The organism is Bradyrhizobium sp. ORS 111 (genome assembly GCF_045571485.1).
Classification (GTDB): domain Bacteria; phylum Pseudomonadota; class Alphaproteobacteria; order Rhizobiales; family Xanthobacteraceae; genus Bradyrhizobium.
Window position 1 is genome coordinate 7179057 of sequence record NZ_CP120701.1, and the last position, 23520, is coordinate 7202576.

Annotated in this window: 23 protein-coding genes; 12 read left to right on the forward strand and 11 right to left on the reverse strand. The window is 65.4% G+C overall.

The genetic code is table 11. The features are described from left to right. The first annotated feature begins 8 nt into the window (after positions 1-8). From P6U30_RS33115 to P6U30_RS33135, 5 genes are all read left to right on the forward strand, one after another. Positions 9-713 carry a flagellar hook assembly protein FlgD gene (locus P6U30_RS33115; RefSeq protein ID WP_407166920.1) on the forward strand — a complete coding sequence of 235 codons (705 nt, stop codon included), beginning with the start codon at positions 9-11 and terminating at the stop codon, positions 711-713. A gap of 579 nt (positions 714-1292) precedes the next feature. Next, a complete protein-coding gene (locus tag P6U30_RS33120; RefSeq protein ID WP_407166921.1) occupies positions 1293-1727 on the forward strand; it encodes a MarR family winged helix-turn-helix transcriptional regulator in 435 nt (144 codons plus the stop codon). Positions 1728-1785: 58 nt separating this feature from the next. Continuing rightward, positions 1786-2295 carry a 2Fe-2S iron-sulfur cluster-binding protein gene (locus P6U30_RS33125; RefSeq protein ID WP_407166922.1) on the forward strand — a complete coding sequence of 170 codons (510 nt, stop codon included), beginning with the start codon at positions 1786-1788 and terminating at the stop codon, positions 2293-2295. Continuing rightward, complete coding sequence (locus P6U30_RS33130) at positions 2292-3278, forward strand: FAD binding domain-containing protein (protein ID WP_407166923.1); 987 nt, start codon at positions 2292-2294, stop codon at positions 3276-3278. Before P6U30_RS33125 ends, P6U30_RS33130 begins: the two co-directional genes overlap by 4 nt. A gap of 41 nt (positions 3279-3319) precedes the next feature. Next, positions 3320-5587 carry a xanthine dehydrogenase family protein molybdopterin-binding subunit gene (locus P6U30_RS33135; RefSeq protein ID WP_407170598.1) on the forward strand — a complete coding sequence of 756 codons (2268 nt, stop codon included), beginning with the start codon at positions 3320-3322 and terminating at the stop codon, positions 5585-5587. A 286-nt stretch (positions 5588-5873) separates the two neighbouring features. Here P6U30_RS33135 and coaA read toward each other — a convergent pair whose 3' ends face one another. Then, positions 5874-6806, reverse strand: coding sequence for a type I pantothenate kinase (gene coaA, locus P6U30_RS33140; protein WP_407166924.1), 933 nt, complete (start codon positions 6804-6806; stop codon positions 5874-5876). Positions 6807-6994: 188 nt separating this feature from the next. Further along, positions 6995-8605, reverse strand: coding sequence for a L,D-transpeptidase (locus P6U30_RS33145; protein ID WP_407166925.1), 1611 nt, complete (start codon positions 8603-8605; stop codon positions 6995-6997). A gap of 451 nt (positions 8606-9056) precedes the next feature. Between P6U30_RS33145 and P6U30_RS33150 the strand changes: the two genes are divergently transcribed. The 6 genes from P6U30_RS33150 to P6U30_RS33175 all read left to right on the forward strand — a co-directional run bounded on the left by P6U30_RS33150 (position 9057) and on the right by P6U30_RS33175 (position 14660). Further along, positions 9057-9332, forward strand: coding sequence for a DUF1153 domain-containing protein (locus P6U30_RS33150; protein ID WP_002714638.1), 276 nt, complete (start codon positions 9057-9059; stop codon positions 9330-9332). Between the two features lie 173 nt (positions 9333-9505). Beyond that, a complete protein-coding gene (fliF, locus tag P6U30_RS33155) occupies positions 9506-11143 on the forward strand; it encodes a flagellar basal-body MS-ring/collar protein FliF (protein WP_407166926.1) in 1638 nt (545 codons plus the stop codon). Position 11144: 1 nt separating this feature from the next. Next, positions 11145-12230 (forward strand): flagellar motor switch protein FliG, encoded by a 1086-nt coding sequence (fliG, locus tag P6U30_RS33160; protein WP_407166927.1) that lies wholly within the window; start codon positions 11145-11147, stop codon positions 12228-12230. Next, positions 12230-12853: a flagellar assembly protein FliH gene (gene fliH, locus P6U30_RS33165; protein ID WP_407166928.1), complete on the forward strand. Its 624-nt coding sequence runs from the start codon at positions 12230-12232 to the stop codon at positions 12851-12853. The genes fliG and fliH overlap by 1 nt, the downstream gene beginning before the upstream one ends. Before the next feature lie 19 nt (positions 12854-12872). Beyond that, positions 12873-13223 carry a flagellar motor switch protein FliN gene (gene fliN / locus P6U30_RS33170; protein WP_407166929.1) on the forward strand — a complete coding sequence of 117 codons (351 nt, stop codon included), beginning with the start codon at positions 12873-12875 and terminating at the stop codon, positions 13221-13223. Between the two features lie 51 nt (positions 13224-13274). After that, positions 13275-14660 (forward strand): sigma-54 interaction domain-containing protein, encoded by a 1386-nt coding sequence (locus P6U30_RS33175; RefSeq protein WP_407166930.1) that lies wholly within the window; start codon positions 13275-13277, stop codon positions 14658-14660. Positions 14661-14700: 40 nt separating this feature from the next. On the opposite strand, the gene P6U30_RS33180 is transcribed toward P6U30_RS33175, so the two are convergent. The 9 genes from P6U30_RS33180 to P6U30_RS33220 form a co-directional block, all read right to left on the reverse strand. Then, positions 14701-14856 (reverse strand): hypothetical protein, encoded by a 156-nt coding sequence (locus P6U30_RS33180; RefSeq protein ID WP_407166931.1) that lies wholly within the window; start codon positions 14854-14856, stop codon positions 14701-14703. A gap of 205 nt (positions 14857-15061) precedes the next feature. Beyond that, on the reverse strand, positions 15062-15655 hold the full coding sequence (locus P6U30_RS33185; RefSeq protein ID WP_407166932.1) for a flavin reductase family protein: 594 nt from the start codon (positions 15653-15655) through the stop codon (positions 15062-15064). A gap of 7 nt (positions 15656-15662) precedes the next feature. Next, complete coding sequence (locus P6U30_RS33190; protein ID WP_407170599.1) at positions 15663-16508, reverse strand: ATP-binding cassette domain-containing protein; 846 nt, start codon at positions 16506-16508, stop codon at positions 15663-15665. Between the two features lie 10 nt (positions 16509-16518). Then, a complete protein-coding gene (gene ssuC / locus P6U30_RS33195) occupies positions 16519-17325 on the reverse strand; it encodes an aliphatic sulfonate ABC transporter permease SsuC (protein ID WP_407166933.1) in 807 nt (268 codons plus the stop codon). Further along, the gene (ssuD, locus tag P6U30_RS33200) at positions 17322-18503 is read right to left on the reverse strand and encodes an FMNH2-dependent alkanesulfonate monooxygenase (protein WP_407166934.1); all 1182 of its coding nucleotides are present in this window, start codon (positions 18501-18503) and stop codon (positions 17322-17324) included. The genes ssuC and ssuD overlap by 4 nt, the downstream gene beginning before the upstream one ends. Continuing rightward, positions 18485-19438, reverse strand: a complete 954-nt coding sequence (locus P6U30_RS33205) for a sulfonate ABC transporter substrate-binding protein (RefSeq protein ID WP_407166935.1) — start codon at positions 19436-19438, stop codon at positions 18485-18487. The genes ssuD and P6U30_RS33205 overlap by 19 nt, the downstream gene beginning before the upstream one ends. Before the next feature lie 39 nt (positions 19439-19477). Beyond that, complete coding sequence (locus tag P6U30_RS33210) at positions 19478-20428, reverse strand: sulfonate ABC transporter substrate-binding protein (protein WP_407166936.1); 951 nt, start codon at positions 20426-20428, stop codon at positions 19478-19480. 43 nt (positions 20429-20471) lie between these two features. Next, on the reverse strand, positions 20472-20774 hold the full coding sequence (locus tag P6U30_RS33215; RefSeq protein ID WP_407166937.1) for a hypothetical protein: 303 nt from the start codon (positions 20772-20774) through the stop codon (positions 20472-20474). A gap of 70 nt (positions 20775-20844) precedes the next feature. Further along, the gene (locus tag P6U30_RS33220) at positions 20845-22050 is read right to left on the reverse strand and encodes an LLM class flavin-dependent oxidoreductase (RefSeq protein ID WP_407166938.1); all 1206 of its coding nucleotides are present in this window, start codon (positions 22048-22050) and stop codon (positions 20845-20847) included. Positions 22051-22269: 219 nt separating this feature from the next. On the opposite strand from P6U30_RS33220, the gene P6U30_RS33225 reads away from it, so the two are divergent. Then, a complete protein-coding gene (locus tag P6U30_RS33225; protein ID WP_407166939.1) occupies positions 22270-23379 on the forward strand; it encodes an ATP-dependent RecD-like DNA helicase in 1110 nt (369 codons plus the stop codon). The last annotated feature ends 141 nt before the right edge of the window (positions 23380-23520 follow it).

Sequence of the window (23520 nt, forward strand, 5' to 3'; positions counted from 1 at the left end):
AGTTCACGATGTCTGTCGATGCAACCATGCCGACGCCGGTCACTTCGGCACCAGGAACCAACACCGGATCGAGCTCCAGCAGCAACTCGGCGTCGACGACGACGAAGGGCATCGCCGACAATTTCCAGACCTTCCTGACGCTCCTGACGACGCAGTTGCAGAACCAGAACCCGCTGGACCCGCTCGACACCAACCAGTTCACCCAGCAGCTCGTGCAGTTCGCAGGCGTCGAGCAGCAGCTCAAATCCAACGACCAATTGAAGTCGCTGATCGATATCGAGAAGAGCGCGCAGTCGACCCAGGCGCTGGTGTATGTCGGCAACACGGTCGCGGTCGACGGCAGCAAGGCGCAGTTCGACAAATCCGCGACCTGGAATCTGACGGCGACACAGGCCGCGAGTGCCACCATCACGATCACGAGCTCGACCGGACAGACCGCGTATTCCGGCAGTTTCAACCTGAACCAGGGCAATGCCAGCTTCGTCTGGGACGGCAAGGGCACTGACGGCACGCAATGGCCGCCCGGCACCTACACGCTGACCGCAACCGGCAAGGACTCCAAGGGCAACGACGTCGCGATCACGACCGAAGTTCAAGGCATGGTGGATTCGGTCGACCTGACAGCCTCCCCGCCGCTGCTCTCGATCGGCGGCCAGACCTACACCACCGACAAGATCAAGCGCGTGGTGCGCACCACAACGAGCAGCAGCTAAGTTACGCCGCCGCCGCGTGGGCTGCGCGACCTTGCGCTCGGAGTGATGCGCGCGAGGGATGCATGGCCACAGCCTGCCGGTGTCGTCACCCGCGCATGCGGGTGACCCAGTATTCGAGGCAGCAGCGACTGAAATGGGAAGGCCGCGGCTTCTTCCATCGCGTCGTCCCGGCCTAGTGCGCAATTGCGCACGGGGGCCGGGACCCATACGCCGTGGCTTGTGTTGTGAATGGGACTCGTCGTTCCAACGGTGCATGACAACATGCATTCGGGGTTATGGGTCCCGGCCTTCGCCGGGACGACGGCGAGGATGTGGCGCCGCTTGTGGCTCGTAAATCCGCGATCTCGCGACATGAATTGTGCGAGCTTTGCAAGGGTCTTGCGCCGGCGGGCAACTCAGTGGCATGGGCCAACTCGGACGCGCGGCCGAGACACGCACGGACCGCAGTCGTTTGATCAAAGCAGAGATGCGAGGTCCAATCGACCTGCTGGCGTCGGATGGATCGCCCCGCGATAACCTTTTGTAAGTTATCGAATGGCCATTGCTGGTGCCACCGCACCGAACATGCTCTGATGTCGCATGACCGAACCAACCCAAGAACAAGTCGAGCAACTGACGCGCGCCTTCGAGCGCTTCACGCGCAAGTTCAAGGTGGCCGAGGCGGCGGCCGCCGCCGACAACGCGCTCAACGCACTGGACGCCCAGGCGCTGGTGTTCGTCGGGGACAATCCCGGCTGCGGCACTGGCGACGTCGCTCGCTATCTCAACGTCGCGATGACGACGATGTCCTCCGCCATCGACCGACTGGTGCGGAAGGATTTGATCTCGCGCCGCCCCCACCAGGACGATCGCCGCTCGGTGGCCCTGACCGCGACCGGCAAGGGACGGCAGGCCATCGAGGACCAGATGGCCGCCTATCGCGAAGCGTGCCGGGCGATGCTGCGTTCGCTTGATCCGCAGGAGCAGCGCGAGCTGATCCGGCTGTCGGAAAAAATCGCCGAATCGCAAACTTGAATAGTACGAACTTCGTACTATCTTGACGATCGTCCCTGGCTCGCGACAAGAGGCGACAATGGCCATCGTCATCAACGGAATGGACTATCCATTACCCGACGACCCCCGGGTTTCACTGCTCGACCTGCTGCGGGAGCAGCTTCACCTGACCGGCACGAAACTCGGCTGCAATCAAGGCGGTTGCGGCGCATGCACGGTCATCGTCGACGGCGCGCGGGTGCTGTCCTGCCTGACATTGGCGGTGCAGGCAGATGGCCGCGAGGTGTGGACCATCGAGGGCATGGCCGCGCCGGATGGCGGGCTTCATCCGTTGCAACAGGCCTTCATCGAGCATGACGGCTTCCAGTGCGGCTACTGTACGCCGGGCCAGATCTGCTCGGCGATCGCAATGGTCGCGGAATTGCGCAGGGGCGAGCCCAGCTACGTGACAGCAGATCTTGCCGAAGGTCCGCAAGGTGCGACACGCCAGGAAATCCGCGAGCGCATGAGCGGCAATCTGTGCCGGTGTGGAGCGCATAACGGCATCGTCGAAGCGATCGAGGAGTTGCTGAGCGGAGAAGCGCCATGAGGCCGTTCGACTATCGCTGCGCCACCAGCCCGACCGAGGCCCTGTCGATCGCCGGCGCGCAGCCGGGACGCTATCTCGGCGGCGGCACCAATCTGGTGGACCTGATGCGGCAGAACATCGAGGCACCTGCCGCGCTGATCGACGTGTCGCGCTTGCCTGGGATCATCGAAGACACGCCGAACGGCGGCCTGTCGATCGGCGCGTCTGTCCGCAACAGCGTGGCCGCCGCGCATCCGTCCGTACGCAGCCGCTTTCCCATGCTGTCGCGCGCGCTGCTGGCGGGCGCCTCCGCGCAAATTCGCAACATGGCCACGATCGGCGGCAACATCCTGCAAAGGACGCGCTGCCCCTACTTCTATGATGCGACCGGATCGCGCTGCAACAAGCGCGAACCCGGCAGCGGCTGCGATGCCATCGGCGGCTTCAACCGCTACCACGCCATCTTCGGCGCGTCGGAGCACTGCATCGCGACACATCCATCGGACATGTGCGTGGCGCTGGCCGCGCTCAATGCCACTGTCCAAGTCGCCGGTCCCGGAGGCGAACGCGACGTGCCGCTGCTCGATCTTCACCGGTTGCCCGGCGATCGTCCCGACATCGAGACGATTCTACAACCGGGTGAATTGATCACCGCGATCGCACTCTCGCCGAGCGCTGCCGCGGCGAACTCCACCTACCGCAAGGTCCGCGACCGTTCGAGCTACGCATTCGCGCTGATCTCGGTCGCCGCCGGGCTGGAGGTCGCAGCCGGCAGGATCGTCGACGTCACGATCGCGCTCGGCGGCGTCGCGGCGAAGCCGTGGCGTGCGCTGCGGGCCGAACAGGATTTGCGTGGTGCTGCCCCGACGAAAGAACGCTTTCTCGCGGCGGCCGATGCCGAGCTCGCCGCCGCGAGGACACTCGACGGCAACGCCTTCAAGGTCGAGTTCGCCAGAAGGACCGTCGCCGCCGTGCTGTGCGAACTTGCCGGAGTAGAGCCATGAGCAAGCTGCAAAACGCCATTGTCGGCGGTGTCCGCACCGCGATGGGCTACGTGCCCAGCAGTTGGTTGCCGGGAGGCACGCCCGATCCTTTGATCGACAAGCGCGTCAACCTCGGCACGCAACAGTCGCGCATCGACGGCCCCGAGAAGGTGCGCGGCGCTGCGCGGTTCGCCGCCGAAGTGCCGATGGACGGGCTGCTCTACGCGGCTCTCGTCCATTCGACGATCGCGCGCGGCAGGATCGCGGAGCTCGACGTCTCCGCGGCCGAGGCGGCACCTGGCGTCACGCTGGTCATGACCTATCGCAACGCACCTAGGATGGCGCTGCCGCCGCCGATCGGCCTCACCAACCTCAAGGCTGCGGGCAACAACATCCTGCCGGTGATGCAGGATCCCGAGATCCGCTGGAACGGACAGGCGGTGGCGGTGGTGCTGGCGGAGACCCAGGAACAGGCCGACCACGCCGCTTCCCTAATCAAGGTGCGCTACGAGGCGGTTGCGGCCCGCACGCGGTTCGAGGACGCGAAGGCCGATGCGCGCACGCCGGACTCGCTGATGATCGAGCGAAACCGGCTGAAGAAGGGCGACGTGCAGGCCGCCCTCCAGGCGGCGAAACAGACCGTCGATGCAGTGTATCGCACGCCCTGGCACAACCATAATCCGATCGAGCCGAACGCCGCGACGATCGCCTGGGACGGCGACCGGCTGATCGTTCACGACGCGACACAGATGCTCAACGGCACCGCGGGTTCGCTTGCCAAGGTGTTCGGCATCAAGGAAGCACAGGTCTTCGTCAGCTCGCCGTTTGTCGGCGGCGGCTTCGGCGGAAAGGCGCTGTGGGATCACCAGATCCTCGGCGCCGCCGCGGCCAAGCTCGCGCGCCGGCCGGTGCGGATTGCGCTATCGCGCGCCAGCATGCATCGCCTGATCGGCGGCCGCTCCCCGACCGAGCAGCGCGTCGCCCTTGCTGCCGACGCCGGCGGCAAGCTCAAGGGGCTGCTGCATCACGGCTTTTCCGTGAAGCCGCCGCACAGCGCCTGCGACGAGGCGTTCACCCTGACCGGCCGCTCGCTCTATGCATCTGAAACCTTCGACGTGGTGCAGCACACGCTCGATCTCGACGTGCTGGCCAACACCTTCATGCGCGCGCCCGGCGAGGCGCCCGGCACCTTCGCGCTCGAATGCGCGATGGACGAACTGGCGCATCAACTCGGGATGGACCCGATTGAGCTCCGACGCCGCAACGTGCCCGATCGCGATCCCGTCACCGGAGCGCCGCATTCGCAGAGCGACGTGATGCTGGCCTACGACCTCGGCGCCGACAGGTTCGGCTGGAATCGCCGCGCGGCGCAGCCGCGAGCGCGCCGCGAGGGCGAATGGCTGGTGGGCATGGGTTGTGCCACCGGCTCCTTTCCGTACGCGCGGATGCCCGGCATGTCGGTCCGCATCACGATCGACGCCGACGGTCATGCAACGGTGTCGAGTGCTGCGCACGAGATGGGGATGGGCACCACGACCGTGCAGCGACAGCACACCGCGGACCGTCTCGGCCTGCCGCTCGAGCGCGTCACGGTGAAGATCGGCGATACCAGCCTGCCGTTCGGCAGCTTCGCAGGCGGTTCGTCGCAGACTGCCTCGCTCGGTGCGGCGATCAATGCAGCCAGCGCCAAGCTGGCTGGCGACCTGTTGCGCTTGGCGGGCAACGACACGCCGCTCGCCGGTCTGCGGGCGAACGAGATCGAATTCGCCGATGGAGGATTGCGCAAGATCGGCAATCCCTCCCGCCACGAAAGCTTTATATCGATCCTCAAGCGCGCGGCGCGCAGCGAGATCAGCGTGACCGGTGAGAGCGGCACTCCGCTCGAGATGCTCAAATTCTCGATGCACAGCCGGTCGGCGATCTTCTGCGAGCTGCGCATCAGCGAAGTGACCGGGGAAGTCCGTATCGACCATCTTGTCGGCTGCTTTGATTGCGGCCGAATCCTCAACCCCAAGACCGCCGCGAGCCAGTTCCGCGGCGGCATGATCATGGGGATCGGCATGGCGTTGACCGAGGAGACCCTGCTCGATCCCCGCAGCGGGCGGATCATGAGCGCGTCGATCACGGACTATCATGTGCCTGTTCATCTCGACGTGCCTGACATCGATGTGCTGTGGACCGACATTCCCGATCCCCGCACGCCAATGGGTGCCCGCGGGATCGGCGAGATCGGCATTACCGGCGTCGCTGCGGCCATCGCCAATGCCGCCTTCAACGCCACCGGCCGCCGCGTTCGCGAGCTGCCACTGACGCCGGACAAGTTTTTATAGAAGCGAGGCCTGCGATCGTGGCGGCGCTTCATTGCGGGTTCGGACCGGGTGAAGTCGCCGATCCGCACATTCTCTCAGTCGTCATGGCCCGCCACCGGGTCGCGCGAACGCGCGCCCGATGACAGGCTCCGGCGGGCCATCCAGTACGCCGCGGCCTCTCGGTTCAAGCATCGGCCTCTCTGGAATACTGGATCACCCGCATGCGCGGGTGATGACGCCGCGCTGTTTGGCATGACTGCATGAATCCACGGCCTCTCAAGATGAGGACGTTTATGACGCCGCAGGATCAGGTTTCCCGCAACCAGACTTCGCCGACCGAATGGTCGGAGCGCTTGCGCAGCACGACGTCGGCCCGCGTCCGCGTGGGTTGGATGTTCTCGCGGAGATTGGCGCGATGATGCTCACGCCACAACCTGTTCGCAACCTCGCGCGCGTCCGCCGGTGGGAGGTCCCGGTAGTGATGGAAATATGAGGTGGGATCGCGGAACGCCGTTGGCTGTAGCCCGAGAAAGCGCTCGACATACCAGGACTGGATGTCGGCCTCGTCGGCGTCGAGGTAGATCGAAAAGTCGAAGAAGTCCGAGACCACGACCGGCGCCGCACCGCGCGCCTGCAGGACATTGAGTCCCTCGAACACCAGGATGTCGGGTTGCCGGACCACCTGACATTCGGAAGGCGCGATATCGCCGATCAAATGCGAGTAGACGGGCAGCGCGAGGTCGGGCTCGCCTGCCTTTATCGCCGAGAGAAACCGCAACATGCGCGGAAGATCGTAGCTGTCGGGAAAGCCCTTGCGTCGCATCAGCCCGCGCTCCTCCAGAACGCTGTTGGCATGCAGGAAGCCGTCGGTCGTCACCAGCTCGACTTGCGGATGATCCGACGAGCGCGCCAGAAGCGCGCAGAGCACGCGGGCAAGGGTGCTCTTGCCGACCGCAACGCTGCCTGCCAACGCGACAATGTAGGGCGAGCCGCGCGCCGGCCGACCGAGAAATTCCGCTTTGACCCGCGTAAGGTTACGCGCCGCCAAGAAATGGAGGTTCAGCAGGCGGGTCAGCGGCAGGTAGACGTCGCCGACCTCGGCGGTGGTGATCGGCTCATTCAAGCCGCGAAGCGCCGAGAGATCGGCATCCGACAGAGTGAGCGACGTGTTGGAACGCAATGCCGCCCAATCGCTTCGGCCGAACATCGTATATGCGGACAGCTCGTCGGACGGAGTCATTGCCATCTGTTCACGGTGGACCAGATGCATTCCACCAATTTTGCCTGGGCAAATCCAGATCCTTCAATGCCCACAAGATGCTCGCACGGGCTGGAGTCATAGATCGCTCCGACGCCATGCCTTCGGCGCGGGCGGCCGAGTGAGATGCGCCGAGTGGCCCCGGTGACGGGCGCGTCCTGTCCCGCGCGTTACCACAGGCCCCGTTGCGGCGGATAGTAGCCTTGTTGCGACGGATAGACTTGCTGCGACGGATAGCCCTGCTGCGGATAATAGTACTGGCCGCCACGTCGGCGCGTGTAGACCGCTTGAGGGGCCGCATTGCCCTGGAAGAAATTGCCGAAGAAGCCGCCGCCATCATCGCTCCAGCCGTCGCCGGCGACCTCTATACCATCGGTCCGCGGCGTCGGCTTGCGCGTGATGAAGCCGCCTTGCGGCTGGTTGCTCAGCACCGCGACGAACTCGGTGCGGTAGTTGGTCTCGCTGCTCAGCGGCTCGTCCGAGATGATGATCGAGGATTTCGGCACCGCAGTCGGCGCGATGCGATCCAGCACATCCTGCGGGATGGTGATGCGGTCGAGCGCGTCCTTGGCGTTGTCGCCGTCGTCGATCGTGACCTCGGTCCAGCGCAGGCCTGCGCCGTTACGCGCCACCGCCGTGTAGATGTGCGTGCCGATCGGCCGGTCGGGATCGCGGATCGTGACCGGAAGCTCGATGCTCGAGTCGAACACCTCGCCGCCGTCCGGCCACGGCTTGTGGGTGTTGCGGCGGACGTAAAGCTTCTGCGTCGCGCGACTGATGTAGACCGAGACCGGCTCGAGCGCGAGCTTCGCCTCGGTCGCCGCTTTCTCGGTCTCGGCCTTCTTGGTCGCAGCCGCCTTGGCGGCGTCCTTGGCGACTGCGACGGCGTCGAGCTTCGGCTGCGCAGCGGCCTTGGCGGCATCGAGCTGCGTGGCAGCGTCCGCGGCCTTGGTAGCGGCTTTCTGCTTGACGTCGTCGGCGCGCGCCCTGGCCTGGTCGGTCTTGGCCGCGGCGAGCACCTTATCGGCATAGGCGAGTTCGGCGTCGGCACGGGCTTTGAGCTTTTCCAGCTTGCGCAGCGCTGCCGGTGTGTATTGCGCGGCGTCCTTCGCCGCAGCCGCGGCGGCTTTCTTCGCCTCGTCGGCCGTCCTGGCGGCTTCCGCCGCCTCGCGTTCCAGAGCCTCGGCATGCGCCGGTGCAGCGGCCATGGCCTGCGGGTTCGGCACGAACAGCGCCGGGTGGGTGAAATCGACCGGAGCCGCATCGTTCGGCGCGATGATCACGCGCATTCCGATCCAGGTCTTGTCGAACAGGTCCTCGGCGAACTCGTAAGGCATCCGCACGCAGCCGTGCGAGGCGGCGTAGCCGGGCAATGGTCCGCCGTGCAGCGCAATGCCGTTCCAGGTGATGCGTTGCATGTTCGGCATCCACGCATCATCGTAGAGCGTCGAGTGGTGGTCCTTGTCCTTCTCGACGACGGCGAAGACGCCGGCCGGCGTCTCCCGTCCCTTGATGCCGCTCGAGACCGGCGCGCGCAGGATCCAGCCGTCGGCGTCATAGAACGTGACCTTCTGGGTCTTGATCGACACGATCGCCATGATCGGCTCGCCCGCCTCCCGCGGCGCCACCGCCTCGACGGCGGGCGCCGGGCGCGCCTGCCGCGCCGCGGCCGCGGAGGTCAGCGCCAGCAGTGCGGCGAGCGCCGCGAGCACGACGGTGGCAGGAAGGCCCCGACGTAGCATTGCCTCGGTGGATCGTGCCGTCGTCAATCGAGCAACCATGCCCTGCCCCGCTTGAAATGCCTGTCCGCGCTTGCGTCAATCAAGACATCAGGTCCCAGGTTCCTGATCAACTTGACGGCTGCCACCGTTCGCGACGCTGCCAGTCCGTTCCCGGCGACTATCAGCGCGATTCGACAACGAATCCCTCATATACGACCGCCCGGGCATGAGAAAGGTGGCGCGCGGCCGATGGCCGCGGCAAATTTTGGTGTTTCGCCGACACGCAAGCTTCGCATTGCCGGCTTCTGCCGACGGAAGCACGCGAACGTGCCGATCTCATGATGCGATCATCGGCCGCTGCCCGCCCGGGCCCAATTGCTGCCCGAATTCCGCCGTGTTCCGGGCCGTTCGAACGAGACTCGTATTGGATGCTTGGGCTTAGGTAAATTTTAAACCGGTGGGCGTAGGTTACCTTCCGCGAGTTCAGTGGTTGAGAGTTTGTGAGTACGCCATGACAGAACCCCACCGCCCGAGGGTGAAATACGTCATCGGGCCTGACGGCAGCCCGTTAACGATTGCGGATCTGCCGGCCCCCGGTACCAAGCGGTGGGTGATCCGCCGCAAGGCCGAAGTCGTCGCCGCGGTCCGCGGCGGTCTGCTCTCCCTCGAAGAGGCCTGCAGCCGCTACACGCTGACCGTCGATGAATTCCTTTCCTGGCAGTTCTCGATCGACCAGCACGGTCTGGCCGGGCTGCGCACCACCCGGATCCAGCAATACCGGCAGTAATTCCAGCAATTCCCGTAGCATTTGATGAAAACCGGCTCCGCTCCGCGAGGCCGGTTTTTTTCATGTCCGCGTTTTTGCCGCGGTTCTTAATCCCCGTTAACCAGATGGAAACCATACCCTAGGCAATAATTGCCCAGTCGGACCCGCTGGGGCCGAATCCCTGGGGGCCGTTGGTGCAAAGTCTGGTTGCTTTCCTGAGAGGTCTGGGTGCGGCCCGCCTCGCGGCCATGGTGGCGGTCACCGCCGCTCTGATCGGCTTCTTCGCCTTCGTCATCGTCCGCGTCACCACGCCGCAGATGACCACGCTGTTCACCGACCTGTCGACCGAGGATTCCTCGGCCATCGTCAAGGAGCTGGAGCGGCAGGCCGTTCCCTACGAGCTGCGCAACGACGGCGCCATCATCATGGTGCCAAAGGACAAGGTGACGCGACTCCGGATGAAGCTCGCCGAGGGCGGCATGCCCAAGGGTGGCGGGGTCGGCTACGAGATCTTCGACAAGTCGGACGCCTTGGGCACCACGAGCTTCGTCCAGAACATCAACCATTTGCGCGCGCTGGAAGGCGAGCTCGCCCGCACCATCCGCGCCATCGATCGCGTGCAGGCCGCGCGCGTCCACCTGGTGCTGCCGGAGCGGCCGCTGTTCTCGCGCGAGACGCCGGAGCCGTCCGCCTCGATCGTGCTCAGAGTGCGCGGCGCGCTGGAGCCGCAGCAGATCCGCGCCATCCGCCACCTGGTCGCCTCCGCGGTCAACGGGCTGAAGCCGCAGCGGGTCTCGATCGTCGACGAGGCCGGCCAGTTGCTCGCCGACGGCGCCGCCAGCGATGCTGATGCGTCGGTCGGCGACGAGCGCCGCACCGCGTTCGAGAAGCGGATGCGCAAACAGGTCGAGGACATCGTCTCCTCGGTGGTCGGCACTGGGCGCGCCCGCGTCCAGCTCTCCGCCGACTTCGACTACAACAAGATCACCGAGACCTCCGACAAGTTCGATCCCGAGGGCCGCGTGCTCCGCTCCAGCCAGACCCGCGAGGAATCGAGCCTCACCGCCGACAATTCCGGCCAGGTCACGGTCAACAACGAGCTCCCGGGCAACCAGAACCAGGACAACGCCGCCCGCGCCCGCGACCAGAGCAAGAAGAGCGAAGAGACCAATAACTACGAGATCTCCCGCACCACCAAGACCGAGGTCACCGAGGCCGGCCGTGTCAACCGGATCTCGGTCGCCGTGCTGGTCGACGGCAACTATTCCAAGAACGACAAGGGCGAGCTGGTCTATCAGGATCGCTCCAAGGAGGAGCTCGACCGCATCGCTGCCCTGGTTCGTTCCGCGATCGGCTTCGACCAGAAGCGCGGCGACCAGGTCGAGGTGGTCAATCTCCGCTTCGCCGAGCCGCCGATGGCAACTCCGCTGTCCGAGCCGACCGGCCTGCTCGGCATGCTGCAGTTCACCAAGGATGACGTGATGTACGTCATCGAGCTTGGCGTGATGATGATGCTCGGCCTGGTCGTGCTGTTCATGGTGGTCCGCCCGCTGGTCAAGCGGATCCTGGCAACCGACGTCGTGCCGGCACTGACCGGCGCGGTGCCCGCTCTCGCCGAGGCCGGCGCGCATGCCGGCGAAGGCACCACTGCCGCGACCGGCCAGGCCCTGATCCCGGGCGGCAGCGCCGCGGCGCAATTGATCGACGTCGCCCAGATCCAGGGCCAGGTCCATGCCCAGGCGGTGCATCGGGTCGGCGAACTGGCCGAACGCAATCCGAACGAGACCGTCTCCATCGTCCGTCAATGGCTGAGTGAACCCGCCGAGAGCTGACATGGCCGCCGTACCGCAGACCACCAACGCCAACGACATCACCAGCGTCCTCACGACGCTGGCGAGCCGGCAGAGCGGCCGGCCAAGGGGCAAGCCGCTGTCCGGCCCCAAGCGCGCGGCGATCCTGATGCTCGCGCTCGGCGAACAATATGGCGGCAAGATCTGGTCGATGCTCGACGACGACGAGGTGCGGGAGCTGTCGGTCCACATGTCGACGCTCGGCACGGTCGAAGCCGACGTGGTCGAGGACCTGATGCTCGAATTCGTCTCGCGGATGTCGGCGTCGGGCGCGCTGATGGGCAATTTCGACGCCACCGAACGCCTGCTGCAGCAGTACCTGCCGGCCGAACGCGTCACCGGCATCATGGACGAGATCCGTGGCCCTGCCGGCCGCAACATGTGGGAGAAGCTCTCCAACGTGCAGGAAGAGGTGCTGGCCAACTATCTCAAGAACGAATACCCGCAGACCATCGCCGTGGTGCTGTCGAAGCTCAAGCCGGAGCACGCCGCCCGCGTGCTCGCGATCCTGCCCGAGGACATTGCGCTCGACGTCGTGGGCCGCATGCTGCGGATGGAGGCGGTGCAGAAGGAGGTCATTGAACGGGTCGAGCAGACGCTGCGCACCGAGTTCATGTCCAACCTGTCGCAGACCCGACGCCGCGACGCCCATGAGGTGATGGCCGAAATCTTCAACAACTTCGACCGCCAGACAGAGACCCGCTTCATCACCTCGCTGGAAGAGGAAAACCGCGAGTCCGCCGAGCGCATCAAGGCGCTGATGTTCACCTTCGACGACCTGATCAAGCTCGACGCCGCCTCGGCGCAGACCTTGATGCGCAATATCGACAAGGACAAGCTCGGCGTCGCGCTGAAGAGCGCCAACGAGGAAGTGCGCGCGTTCTTCCTCGGCAATATGTCCTCCCGCGCCGGCAAGATGCTGATGGACGACATGGCCGCGATGGGCCCGGTGCGGCTCCGCGACGTCGACGAGGCGCAGGCGCTGCTCGTCAACCTCGCCAAGGACCTCGCCGCCCGGGGCGAGATCACGCTGACCAAGAACCGCGCCGACGACGAGCTGGTGTACTGATGGCCGCGCCCGCGAAATTTCTGTTCGATACGGACTTCTCGGAGCCCGACCGCGCGCGCGAGCGCGCGGCCACTCCGGCCGAGGTCGCGCAAAAAGTCGCCGATGCCGAGGCCCGGGCCTACCGCGCCGGATACGAGGCCGCGCAGCGCGAAGCCAAGGTCGAGAGCGACCGCCGGTCCGCCCAGGCGCTGGAGGAGATCGGCGTCGCCATCAAGGGCATCGCGGCGCGCTTTGTCGGCATCGAGACGCGGATGGAGACGGAAGCCGTCGATGTCGCGGTCGCAGTCGCACGCAAGCTGTGCTCCGAACTGGTCGCCCGCGAACCGCTCGGCGAGATCACCGCGCTGGTCAGCGACTGCTTTTCGCATCTGGTGTCGACGCCGCATCTGGTGGTCCGCATCAACGACGCGCTCTACGAGACAGGGCACGAGAACATCGAGCGGATGGCCGCGCAAAGCGGCTTCCAGGGCCGGCTGGTGATCCTGGCCGAGCCGACGATCGCGACCGGCGACTGCCGGATCGAATGGGCCGACGGCGGCGTGGTGCTGGAGCGCGCCGCCATCGAAGCGAAGATCAACGAACTTGTCGGGCGCTATCTGGCGTCCCGCGGTCAGGCCGGCTGACGGCGATGAGGGCAGAACAATGAGCGACACAGACGCACACGTCCCGCTTCCCGACCTCAATTCGTCCGAGGCGCCGGGGATCGACGACATCGGCTACAGCGAAGACGAACATGCCTCGCGGATCGCCGCCGATCTCGAGGCGGTGTTCGACGTGCCGGTGCAGGTCTCGGCGGTGCTCGGCCGCTCCAAGATGGAGATCGGCGACCTGCTCAAGCTCGGACCAGGCACGGTGCTCGAGCTCGACCGCCGCGTCGGCGAGGCGATCGACATCTACGTCAACAACCGCCTGGTGGCGCGCGGCGAAGTGGTGCTGGTGGAAGACAAGCTCGGCGTCACCATGACGGAAATCATCAAGGCGGAACGCTCCTAACACCCCAGATACCGCGCAGGACGCGCGCGACCAGACGAACAGGAGATACTCATGCGGCTTCTCATCGTTGGCACCCTGAAGGGCCAGCTCACGACCGCTACCAAGATCGCGATGGAGAAGGGCGCAACCGTGACCCACGCCGAGACCGCCGAACAGGCGATGAGCGTGGCGCGCGGCGGCAAGGGCGCCGACCTGCTGCTGGTCGATGTCGGCCTCGACATCCGCGACCTCGTGATCCGGCTGGAGGCCGAGCATATCCACGTGCCGATCGTGGCCTGTGGCATCACCAACGATGCCCGTGCCGCGGTTGCCGCGATCCACGCTGGCGCCAAGGAATACATCCCGCTGCCGCCCGATCCCGAACTGATCGCGGCCGTGCTCGCCGCGGTCGCTAACGACGCGCGCGACCTGGTGTGGCGCGACGAGGCGATGGGCAAGGTGATCAAGCTCGCGCAGCAGATCGCCGGCTCGGATGCCTCCGTGATGATCACCGGCGAGTCCGGCACCGGCAAGGAGGTGCTGGCGCGCTACGTTCACTCCCGCTCGGCCCGCGCCAAGCGCCCGTTCATCTCGATCAACTGCGCCGCGATTCCCGAGCACCTCCTGGAATCCGAACTGTTCGGCCATGAGAAGGGGGCCTTCACGGGCGCGATCGCCCGCCGCATCGGCAAGTTCGAGGAAGCGACCGGCGGCACGCTGCTGCTCGACGAAATCTCCGAGATGGACGTGCGGCTGCAATCCAAGCTGCTGCGCGCGATCCAGGAGCGCGTGATCGACCGCGTCGGCGGCACCCGGCCGGTGCCGGTCGACATCCGCATCATCGCGACCTCGAACCGCAATCTCACTGACGCCGTGCGCGAAGGCACGTTCCGCGAGGACCTGCTGTTCCGCCTCAATGTTGTCAATCTGAAGATTCCGCCGCTGCGCGACCGCCCGACCGATGTCCTCGAGCTGGCGCAGCACTTCGCCAGGAAATACGCCGAGGCCAACGGCGTGCCGCTCCGCCCGATCTCGGCGGAAGCCCGGCGTGTGCTCACTGCGAACCGCTGGCAGGGCAACGTCCGCGAGCTCGAGAATACCATCCATCGCGCGGTGCTGATGGCGCAGGGCGACGAGATGGGAGCCGAGGCGATCCTCACGCCCGACGGCGACCGCCTCGATCTCGCCAAGACTGCACCCGCCGTGGCGCACGCGACGCTCGCCGCCGAGCAGGTCACCCGGGCGCTGGTCGGCCGCACCGTCGCCGACGTCGAACGCGACCTGATCCTGGAAACGCTGAAGCATTGCCTCGGCAATCGCACCCATGCCGCCAACATCCTCGGCATCTCGATCCGCACGCTGCGCAACAAGCTGAACGAATATGCCGATGGCGGCATCCCGATTACCCCGGCCGGCAACGGCGCGCCGGATTATCAGCGGCTGGCGACAGCGGGCTGAGAAGCTCAAACGGCGAGGCAGTCCGCGCGACAGCCTCGCCTCACGAATAGCTCGGCGCGTCGGGCTTGCGGAAGATGTGGATGGGATCGCCAGGCGTGATGGTGCGACCGGTGAACGTCACATAGGCGTACAGCGCGAGATAGCCGATGGCAAGCGCGCCGACGAGATAGAACAGCCAGATTCCCACGCGTTTCATCGAACCATCGCGTCTCCGAGATGTCGCCGGCTTTTAATCGGTCGTTCCGCGAAGCGCCACAGGCAACATGCCGCGCCCGGCCACCGCACCGTCAGGCCGTTGAAGTCCGCCAGCGAGGCCGCGGCGCATCGAGGACTCTCGTCGTCGGCGTTCCCCCGAGGGAACAAGACTCGGGGCTCGACAGCCCACATCGCGGGCCATGATCTCACCTAGCGTGTCCCCGCGCATGGACGTGACGCGACGGCAGGCTGACCTCGGCCAGCCTTGCGGCGTCCTCTTCCTTGTCGATCGCGACATATTCGCCGTGCCAGTAGGCCAGCGCGGCGGTCCGCTGCGAGGCGATCACATCAAGCACGCGACCGATGACGATCGCGTGCGAATGCCGCTCGATCGTCTCCTCGACTTGGCAATCGATTGCGGCAAGGGCTCCGATCAGCAGCGGTACGCCTGAGGCGCGCGTGGTCCATTCGGCGCCGGCAAACCGCTCTGCCCCCTTCAGGCCGCCTTTGCCGGTGAAGCGTTCGGCGATGTCGAGCTGGTCCGCCGTCAGGATGTTGACGCCGAACACGCCGTGGCGTGCGATCAGCGGCCATGACGAGGCCGCGCGATTGATGCTGACGATCAGTGACGGCGGGTCCACCGACAGCGACGACACCGAGGTCACCGTCATTCCGGAAATCTCGCCGCCGCGCCCCGCCGTGATGACGGTGACGCCGCTGGTGAGATGCCGCATCGCGCCACGGAAGTCGGTGGCGGAGACCGCGGGCGCGACCGAGAAGTTACGGACGACGGGGTTCATGGCAACCTCACAGATCGGATGTCTCGTCAGTGCCTTCGAGCAGGTGCTTCAAGATCTCACCCTCCAGCGCGGCCAGCTCGGCAGAGCCGCGCCGGCGCGGCCGCGGCAGGTCGATCGTGACGTCCTGCGCGATGCGGCCGTCCTCGATGACCAGCACGCGGTCGGCGAGTGCCACTGCCTCGGCGACGTCATGCGTCACCAGGATCGCGGTGAAGCCCTGGTCCTGCCAGACGCGCTCGAGCAACTGCTGCATCGAGATCCGCGTCAGTGCGTCGAGCGCTCCGAGCGGCTCGTCGAAAGCGAGCACGCGCGGTTGGCTGACCAGCGCCCGCGCCAGCGCGACGCGCTGCTTCTGGCCGCCTGACAGCACTGATGGCCACTGCGCGCGCTTGTCGCCGAGGCCGACCTCGACCAGTGCCTGCTCGGCCCGCGCCTGCGCGTCGGCCGAAGCGCGCTCACGGCCCAGCCCGACTTCGACATTGGACAGCACGCGCGCCCAGGGCAGCAGCCGCGGCTCCTGGAACATGACGCGGACGTCCTGCGCACGGAGTTGCTCGCCAAAGGCAATGCTCCCGGCCGTCGATGCCTCGAGACCGGCGACGAGGCGCAGCAACGTGCTCTTGCCGCAGCCACTGCGGCCGACGATCGCGACGAACTGGCCGGCCGGAATATGCAGGTCGATGCCGCGCAACACCTCGTTGTCGCCGAACGCTTTGCGCAGGCTGCGGATGGTCAACGACAGGCCGCGGGCGGCGCCTTCCGATCTTTGCCGCAACTGCCGTGCCTTCACAACGATGTCGGCGCGATCGATCGGCTCGGCATCAATGGATTCGAAACGAAGCGCTTCTTGCATTCTCATTCACTCACTTCTTCTGGAAGGCGGGATGCCACGACAGGGTGAGCCGCTCCAGCGCGCGCGAGGCGCTGTCGGCGAGCTTGCCGAGCAAGGCGTAGATCAGGATCGAGAGCACGACGACGTCGATCAGCATGAACTCGCGCGCCTGCATCGCCATGTAGCCGAGGCCTGACGAAGCCGCGATGGTCTCGGCCACGATCAGCGTCAGCCACATGATGCCGAGCGCAAACCGCAGGCCGACGAAGATCGACGGCAGCGCGCCCGGGAAGATCACCCGGCGAAACAGTTCGCCGTCCGTCATGCCGTAGATGCGGCCCATCTCGATCAGTTGCGGATCGACGGTGCGGATGCCGTGCAGCGTGTTGAGATAGATCGGGAAGAACACGCCGAGCGCGACCAGGAACAGCTTGGCCGACTCGTCGATGCCGAACCACAGGATGACCAGCGGGATCAGCGCCAGATGCGGGATGTTGCGGACCATCTGCAAGGTCGTGTCGGTGAGTTTCGCCGACAGTTGCGACAGGCCATTGGCGAGGCCGAAGGCGAAGCCGATGCTGCCGCCGATCAGAAAGCCGATGCTGGCGCGCCAGAAGCTGACCCAGATGTTGCGGATCAGCTCGCCGGAGAGCAGCAGTTTCCATCCCGCCAGCGCGACGTCGGTCGGCGCCGGCAAGACGCGCGACGCCACAAAGCCGGTGACGCAGGCGAGCTGCCAGAGCACGATGATCGCAAGCGGCACGATCCACGGGATCAGGCCGTCGACACGGGGCAATTTCGCTGTGCGGACGCGCGGTAGACTGTCTATCAAGCTCATGAATGCGATGCCTGTTTCTGCGGACGATAGTCGTTGCCGATGGTTTCGCCGAACGGCCCGGTGTTGACGCGGATCGGCGTCACGTTGTCCGGCCGCGCCAGCGACAAGAGCGGGAACACCAGCTCGGCGAAGCGATAGGCCTCCTCGAGATGCGGGTAACCGGACAGGATGAAGGTATCGATGCCGATGTCCTGATACTCCTTGATGCGCGCGGCGACGGTGTGGGGATCGCCCACCAGTGCGGTGCCGGCGCCACCGCGCACCAGGCCGACGCCGGCCCAGAGATTCGGGCTGATCTCGAGCTTGTCGCGCCGTCCGCCGTGGAGCTGCGCCATGCGCTGCTGGCCGACCGAGTCCATTCGCGCGAAGATCTTCTGCGTGGCGGCCACTGTATCGTCGGTGACGTACTGGATCAGCTCATCGGCGGCCTTCCAGGCCTCGCCGTTGGTCTCGCGCACGATCACATGCAGGCGGATGCCGAACGACAGCTTGCGGCCGCGCTGCGCGGCAACAGTCTTCACCCGCGCGACTTTCTCGGCGACCTGATCCGGCGGCTCGCCCCAGGTCAGGTACTTGTCGACGGCATCGACGGCGACATCAATGCCGGCATCCGACGAACCGCCGAAATAGAGCGGTGGCCGCGGCGACTGCACCGGCTGGAACAATAGCCGGCCATCCTCGATCCGGATGTGCCTGCCCTCGAGATTGACTGTCTTGCCCGCCAGCAGGTCGCTGTAGACATTCAGGAACTCGCGCGTCACTGCGTAGCGCTCATCGTGACCTAAGAAAACGCCGTCGCCCTTGTTCTCGACGGGATCGCCGCCGGTGACGACATTGATCAGGAGGCGGCCGTTCGACAGCCGGTCCAGCGTCGCGGTCATGCGCGCGGCGACGCTCGGCGACTGCAGGCCCGGCCTGACCGCCACGAGATAGCGCAGCCGCTCGGTCCACGGCGCAACGGCGGAGGCCACAACCCAGGAGTCCTCGCAGCTCCGTCCCGTGGGCAGCAGCACGCCGTAATAGCCGAGCTGGTCCGCGGCCTGCGCGATCTGGCGCAGATAGTTGAAGTTCACCTCGCGGCCGCCGTGCGCCGTGCCGAGATAGCGGCTGTCGCCGTGGGTCGGCAGAAACCAGAGGATGTTGGCGTTGATTGGGGTGCTCACGTGCCCGGCCTCCATGCGACGTCAGAAATCTTGATCTGTTTGGGAATCAGGCCGAGCGTGAAGAACGTGTCGGCCACCTGTTGCTGATCCGCGATCACGGCATCGGTAATCGGCTTGATGCCGTAGGCCTGGCGCTTCAGCGCAACCTCGACCACCGGCACCGACAGCCCGATGGACGGCGCAAGCTGCTCGGCCACGGCGCGGATGTCGCCCTTGGCCCAACCATCGACCTCGCTCAACTGCGCGAGCACGAGATCGACAATCTTTGGATCGCGCTGCAGGAACGCCTTCGAGGCGAAATAGAACTGGTAGTTCGCGACGATGCCGGTGCCGTCGGCGAGCGTGTGGGCGCCGGTCGCAGCTTCCGCAGCGGCCTGGAACGGATCCCAAATCACCCAGGCATCGACCGCGCCACGCTCGAACGCTGCGCGCGCATCGGCCGGCGCCAGGAACACCGGCTCGATCTCGGAATATTTGACGCCGGCCTGCTCCAGCGCCTTGACCAGGAGATAATGGACGTTCGAGCCCTTGTTGAGCGCAATCTTCTTGCCCTTCAGCTCGGCGATCGATTTGATCGGGCTATCCTTAGGCACCAGGATCGCCTCGCCCTTCGGCGCGGCCGGCTCATAGGCCACATACTGGATCGGCGCGCCGGCGGCCTGCGCGAAGATCGGCGGCGCCTCGCCGGTGTTGCCGAAATCGATCGCGCCGACATTGAGCGCTTCGAGCAGCGGCGGCCCGGACGGAAACTCGGTCCACACCGCCGTGTAGCCGGCGGCCTTCAGCTTCTGCTCGAGCGAGCCCTTGCTCTTCAGCAGCACGAGCTTGCCGTATTTCTGGTAGCCGATGCGGACGACCTTGTCCTGGCCGTAGGATGCGCCGACCGTCGCAGCGACGATGCTGAGCGACAGCACCGCACGGGCGACCCAGCGTTGCAGCAAACGCGTCATGATGGCGTCCTTTGCATTGAATTGACCAAGGAAAAACGATCAGGTCTGGGGGTTGCGCCAGACGATGTCGCGGATCGCGATTTGCTTCGGAATCAGGCCGAGCTTGAAGAAGCGGTCGGCCACGCCCTGCTGGGTTGCGATGATCTCGTCGGTGACGGGCCCCACCGAAAAGCCGGCCCGCTTCGCTGCGATGGTCTGGATGTCGAGCGGAACGCCGGTGACGGCGGCCAGCGATTTCGCGACCTCCTCGGGATGCGCCTGCGCCCATGCCGCCGTCGACGCCGTCACATCGACGATCTGCTGCAGGAGCTGGCCGTTGTTCTTCGCAAAGTCGCGGTTGGCAATGTAGAACGAGTTGGTCTTGGTGATCTCGCGGGCGTTGACCAGAATGCGGCCGTTCTGCTTGGTCTCGCCGATCGCGAAATACGGATCCCAGATCGCCCAGGCGTCGATGCCGCCATTGGCAAAGGCCGGACCGGCGTCGGGCGGCGTCAGGTAGACCGGCGTGATGTCATCATAGGTAAGCCCCGCCTTCTCCAGCGTCTGGATGACGATGTTGTGCGCACTCGATCCCTTGGTGAAGCCGATGCGCTTGCCCTTGAGATCGGCGATGGTTGCAATCGCCGAATTCCGCGGCACCAGGATGCCCTGACCGTTGGTGATGGGCTGGCCCGCGGCATAGACGATGGCCGCGCCGGCAGCTTGGGCAAAGACCGGCGGCGAATCGCCGACCGCGCCGTAGTGCACGCTGCCGACGTTCATCGCCTCCATCATCGGCGGACCGGAGGAGAACTCGACCCATCTCACATCGATGCCTTGCGGCCGGAAATGATCTTCCAGGGCCGCGCGCTGGCGCGTGACAACCAGTACGCCGTTCTTCTGATAGCCGATACGAATGTCCTTCGCGCCTGTCTGCGCCAGCGCGCGCTGGGACAGCGCAGCTGCGGCCGCGGAGCCGAGCGAAAATTTGAGGAACTCACGACGCTTCATTGCAACGAATTCTCCTGACGATCATGCGCGGTGCGCTGCACGATCATGCGACGTCAGGATGATGGGGGCGGCCAATGAAGCTGTCGAGCACTCCGGAAAAATAGCGATGACCGCACTTTGGTGCGGGCATCGCGCATGTCGTTTCTTTCAAGTCGCAGATAGCGTGTAGCGAATTATTTTCCTCACGCGATCGCGAGGTCACTGCACAGAATGAAAACGTGATGAGATAAATCCCATGCATCGTCGGTGGTTCACCTCTCCCTTGGGAGAGGTCGGCGCGCAGCGCCGGGTGAGGGGTCACGGTCTCTCGCGCGAGCTGCGGCCCCTCACCCGATTTGCTGCGCAAGTCGACCTCTCCCCATCAGGGAGAGGTGAACCGAACACGCGGCCACACCGATTGAAGCTACTGCTCTCGATCAGCCTGCGGCGGCACTCTTCTGCCCGACATTGACCGCAAGTTTACCGTAGCGATCCCTGAACGCTTCGGTGTCGATCTCCTCGAGCTGAATCGCGCCGCTCAGCACCCCCTTCTTCCATTGATCGTGCTCGGGATCGTGCTGGAATTCCGGCATCACTTCCGTGGCGAACAATTCGAGCGACTCGCAGATATGCTCGTGCGTGTTCTTGCCGGCCTGGTTGAGCAGGATCACCTGATCGATATGCGACGAGCGGAAACGACGCAGTTTCTTGCGCAACGTCTCCGGCGAGCCGATCAAGCCGCCACGCAGCGCGGCCTCCTGCGCCTCGGGATTCTCACGCTTCCACTTGTTGTATTCGTCCCACATATTGACGGTGCCGGGTGCCGGGCGCTGCCGGTTCTGCGACTGCCCATAGTAGCGCAGCGCGAACTGGAAGAAGGTGGCGCCGTCGGCGCGCCTGCGGGCTTCCTCGTCCGTCTCGGCGCACATGAAGAACGAGACCAGCGCCATGTTCGGATTGATCTCGTAGTCGGCGAGCTTTTTCAGCCGCTTGGTGATCGCGTTGTAATAGGCGTGCACCCAGGCATGCGCGGCTTCCGCGCTGACGAACTGAAAGCCAAGCGCACCGAAGCCGTTCTGCCCTGCGCGCTCGATCGTCGGCAGTTGCGAGCAGGCCATCCAGAGCGGCGGGTGCGGCTTCTGCACCGGCTTCGGCACGACGTTGCGCAGGGGGATGTCGAAATACTTGCCATGGTGCTCGGTGCCGACCTTGGAGAACATCGGGAAGATCGCTTCGACGGCTTCCTCGAACACCTCGCGCTTGGTCTCCATGTCGCGGCCGAACGGTGTCAGCTCGGTGATCGAGGCGCTCTCGCCCATACCGAACTCGCAGCGGCCGTTGCTCAGGAGATCGAGCACCGCAACCCGCTCGGCAACGCGGGCGGGATGATTGGTGGTGAGCTGAAAGATGCCGTGGCCGAGCCGGATGTTCTTGGTGCGCTGGCTGGCGGCGGCGAGGAAGGACTCCGGTGCCGGCGAGTGCGAATATTCCTCGAGGAAATGATGCTCCACGACCCAGGCGTAATCATAGCCGAACCGGTCGGCAGTCTCCATTTGCGTCAGCGCGTTTTGATAAAGCCTGAGCTCGTCGCCGTCGTTCCAGGGGCGCGGCAGTTGCAGCTCGTAAAAGATGCCGAATTTCATCGCGTCACTCCCAAAGTCGCGCCCTCGACCACTTATGGTGGTCCCGACCGCTTGTTGTTTTGCGGCAGTCTAGTGCCGCCTCGGGTCAAGTCTAGCCTCGGGCGCGAAACTCCAATTCCGCCAAGCGGAAGCTGACTTGATCGGCACGCATGAATGTTTAGCTTGTGTTCGCTTGAGTCGCGGCGCTATCGGTCGCGCGCTCATTCCTTCCGAAAGCCCATGACGACATTTACGCCGCATCAGGACACCGCGCTGAAAGCCGTTGCCGACTGGCTGAAAGCCAAGCCCGGCCAGGGCGGCACGCCGCAGGTGTTTCGCCTGTTCGGCTATGCCGGAACCGGCAAGACCACGCTCGCCCGCCACATTGCCGAAGACGTCGACGGCGAGGTGAAGTTCGCCGCGTTCACCGGCAAGGCGGCGCTGGTGATGCGCAACAAGGGCTGCGACAACGCCTCGACGATCCATTCGCTGATCTATCGCGCCCGCGAATCCGGCGTCGAGCAGCCGAGCTTCGAATTGTGGGACGACGCGCCGGCCTCGAAGGCCAAGCTGATCGTGATCGACGAGTGCTCGATGGTCGATGCTGAGCTCGGTCGCGACTTGATGTCGTTCGACTGCCCGCTGCTGGTGCTCGGCGATCCCGCGCAGTTGCCGCCGATCCAGGGCGGCGGCTTCTTCACCGACGCCGAGCCCGACGCGATGCTGACCGAGGTGCACCGCCAGGCGCAGGACGATCCGATCGTGCGGATGTCGATGGATATCCGCGAGGGGCGCGAGCTCGAGATCGGCCGCCACGGCGAGAGCGAGGTGGTCTCGCGCAAGGAGCTCGACCCCGACCGCGTGATGGGCGCCGACCAGGTGCTGGTCGGCCGCAACAACACCCGCCGCGCCTACAACATGCGAGTGCGGCAGCGGCAGAACATCGAGGATCCCCTCCCCGTTGCCGGCGACAAGCTGGTCTGCCTGCGCAACAACCGCAAGAAGGGCCTGTTCAACGGCGGACTGTGGCGGGTCAAGGCGCGCGCGCAGTCGAAATCCAAGATCATCACCATGCGCGTGATGCCGGACGAGGACTTCGGCCACAAGGTCACCAAGGTCTCGGTCCGCGGCGAATGTTTCGATGGCGGCGTCGAGGGCGTGCCGTGGGAGCAGCGCAAGCCCTATGACGAGTTCGACTACGGCTATGTGCTGACCGTGCACAAGTCGCAGGGCTCGCAATGGGACGACGTCGTGCTGTTCGACGAGAGCTTTGCGTTCCAGGACAGCCGCGCGCGCTGGCTGTACACCGGCATCACGCGGGCCGCGAAGCGGCTGAGCGTGGTGGTGTGATCGTCCCGCAGGCGCCGACCTCATCTTGACAGCAGGCGACTGTATGACGCTCAGGCGGCACCAACATTCAGCGTCGTCCTGGCTTTCGCCCGGACGACGGGCGTGAAGAGGTCGCGGGCAAAAATCCATCACGGTGATCCC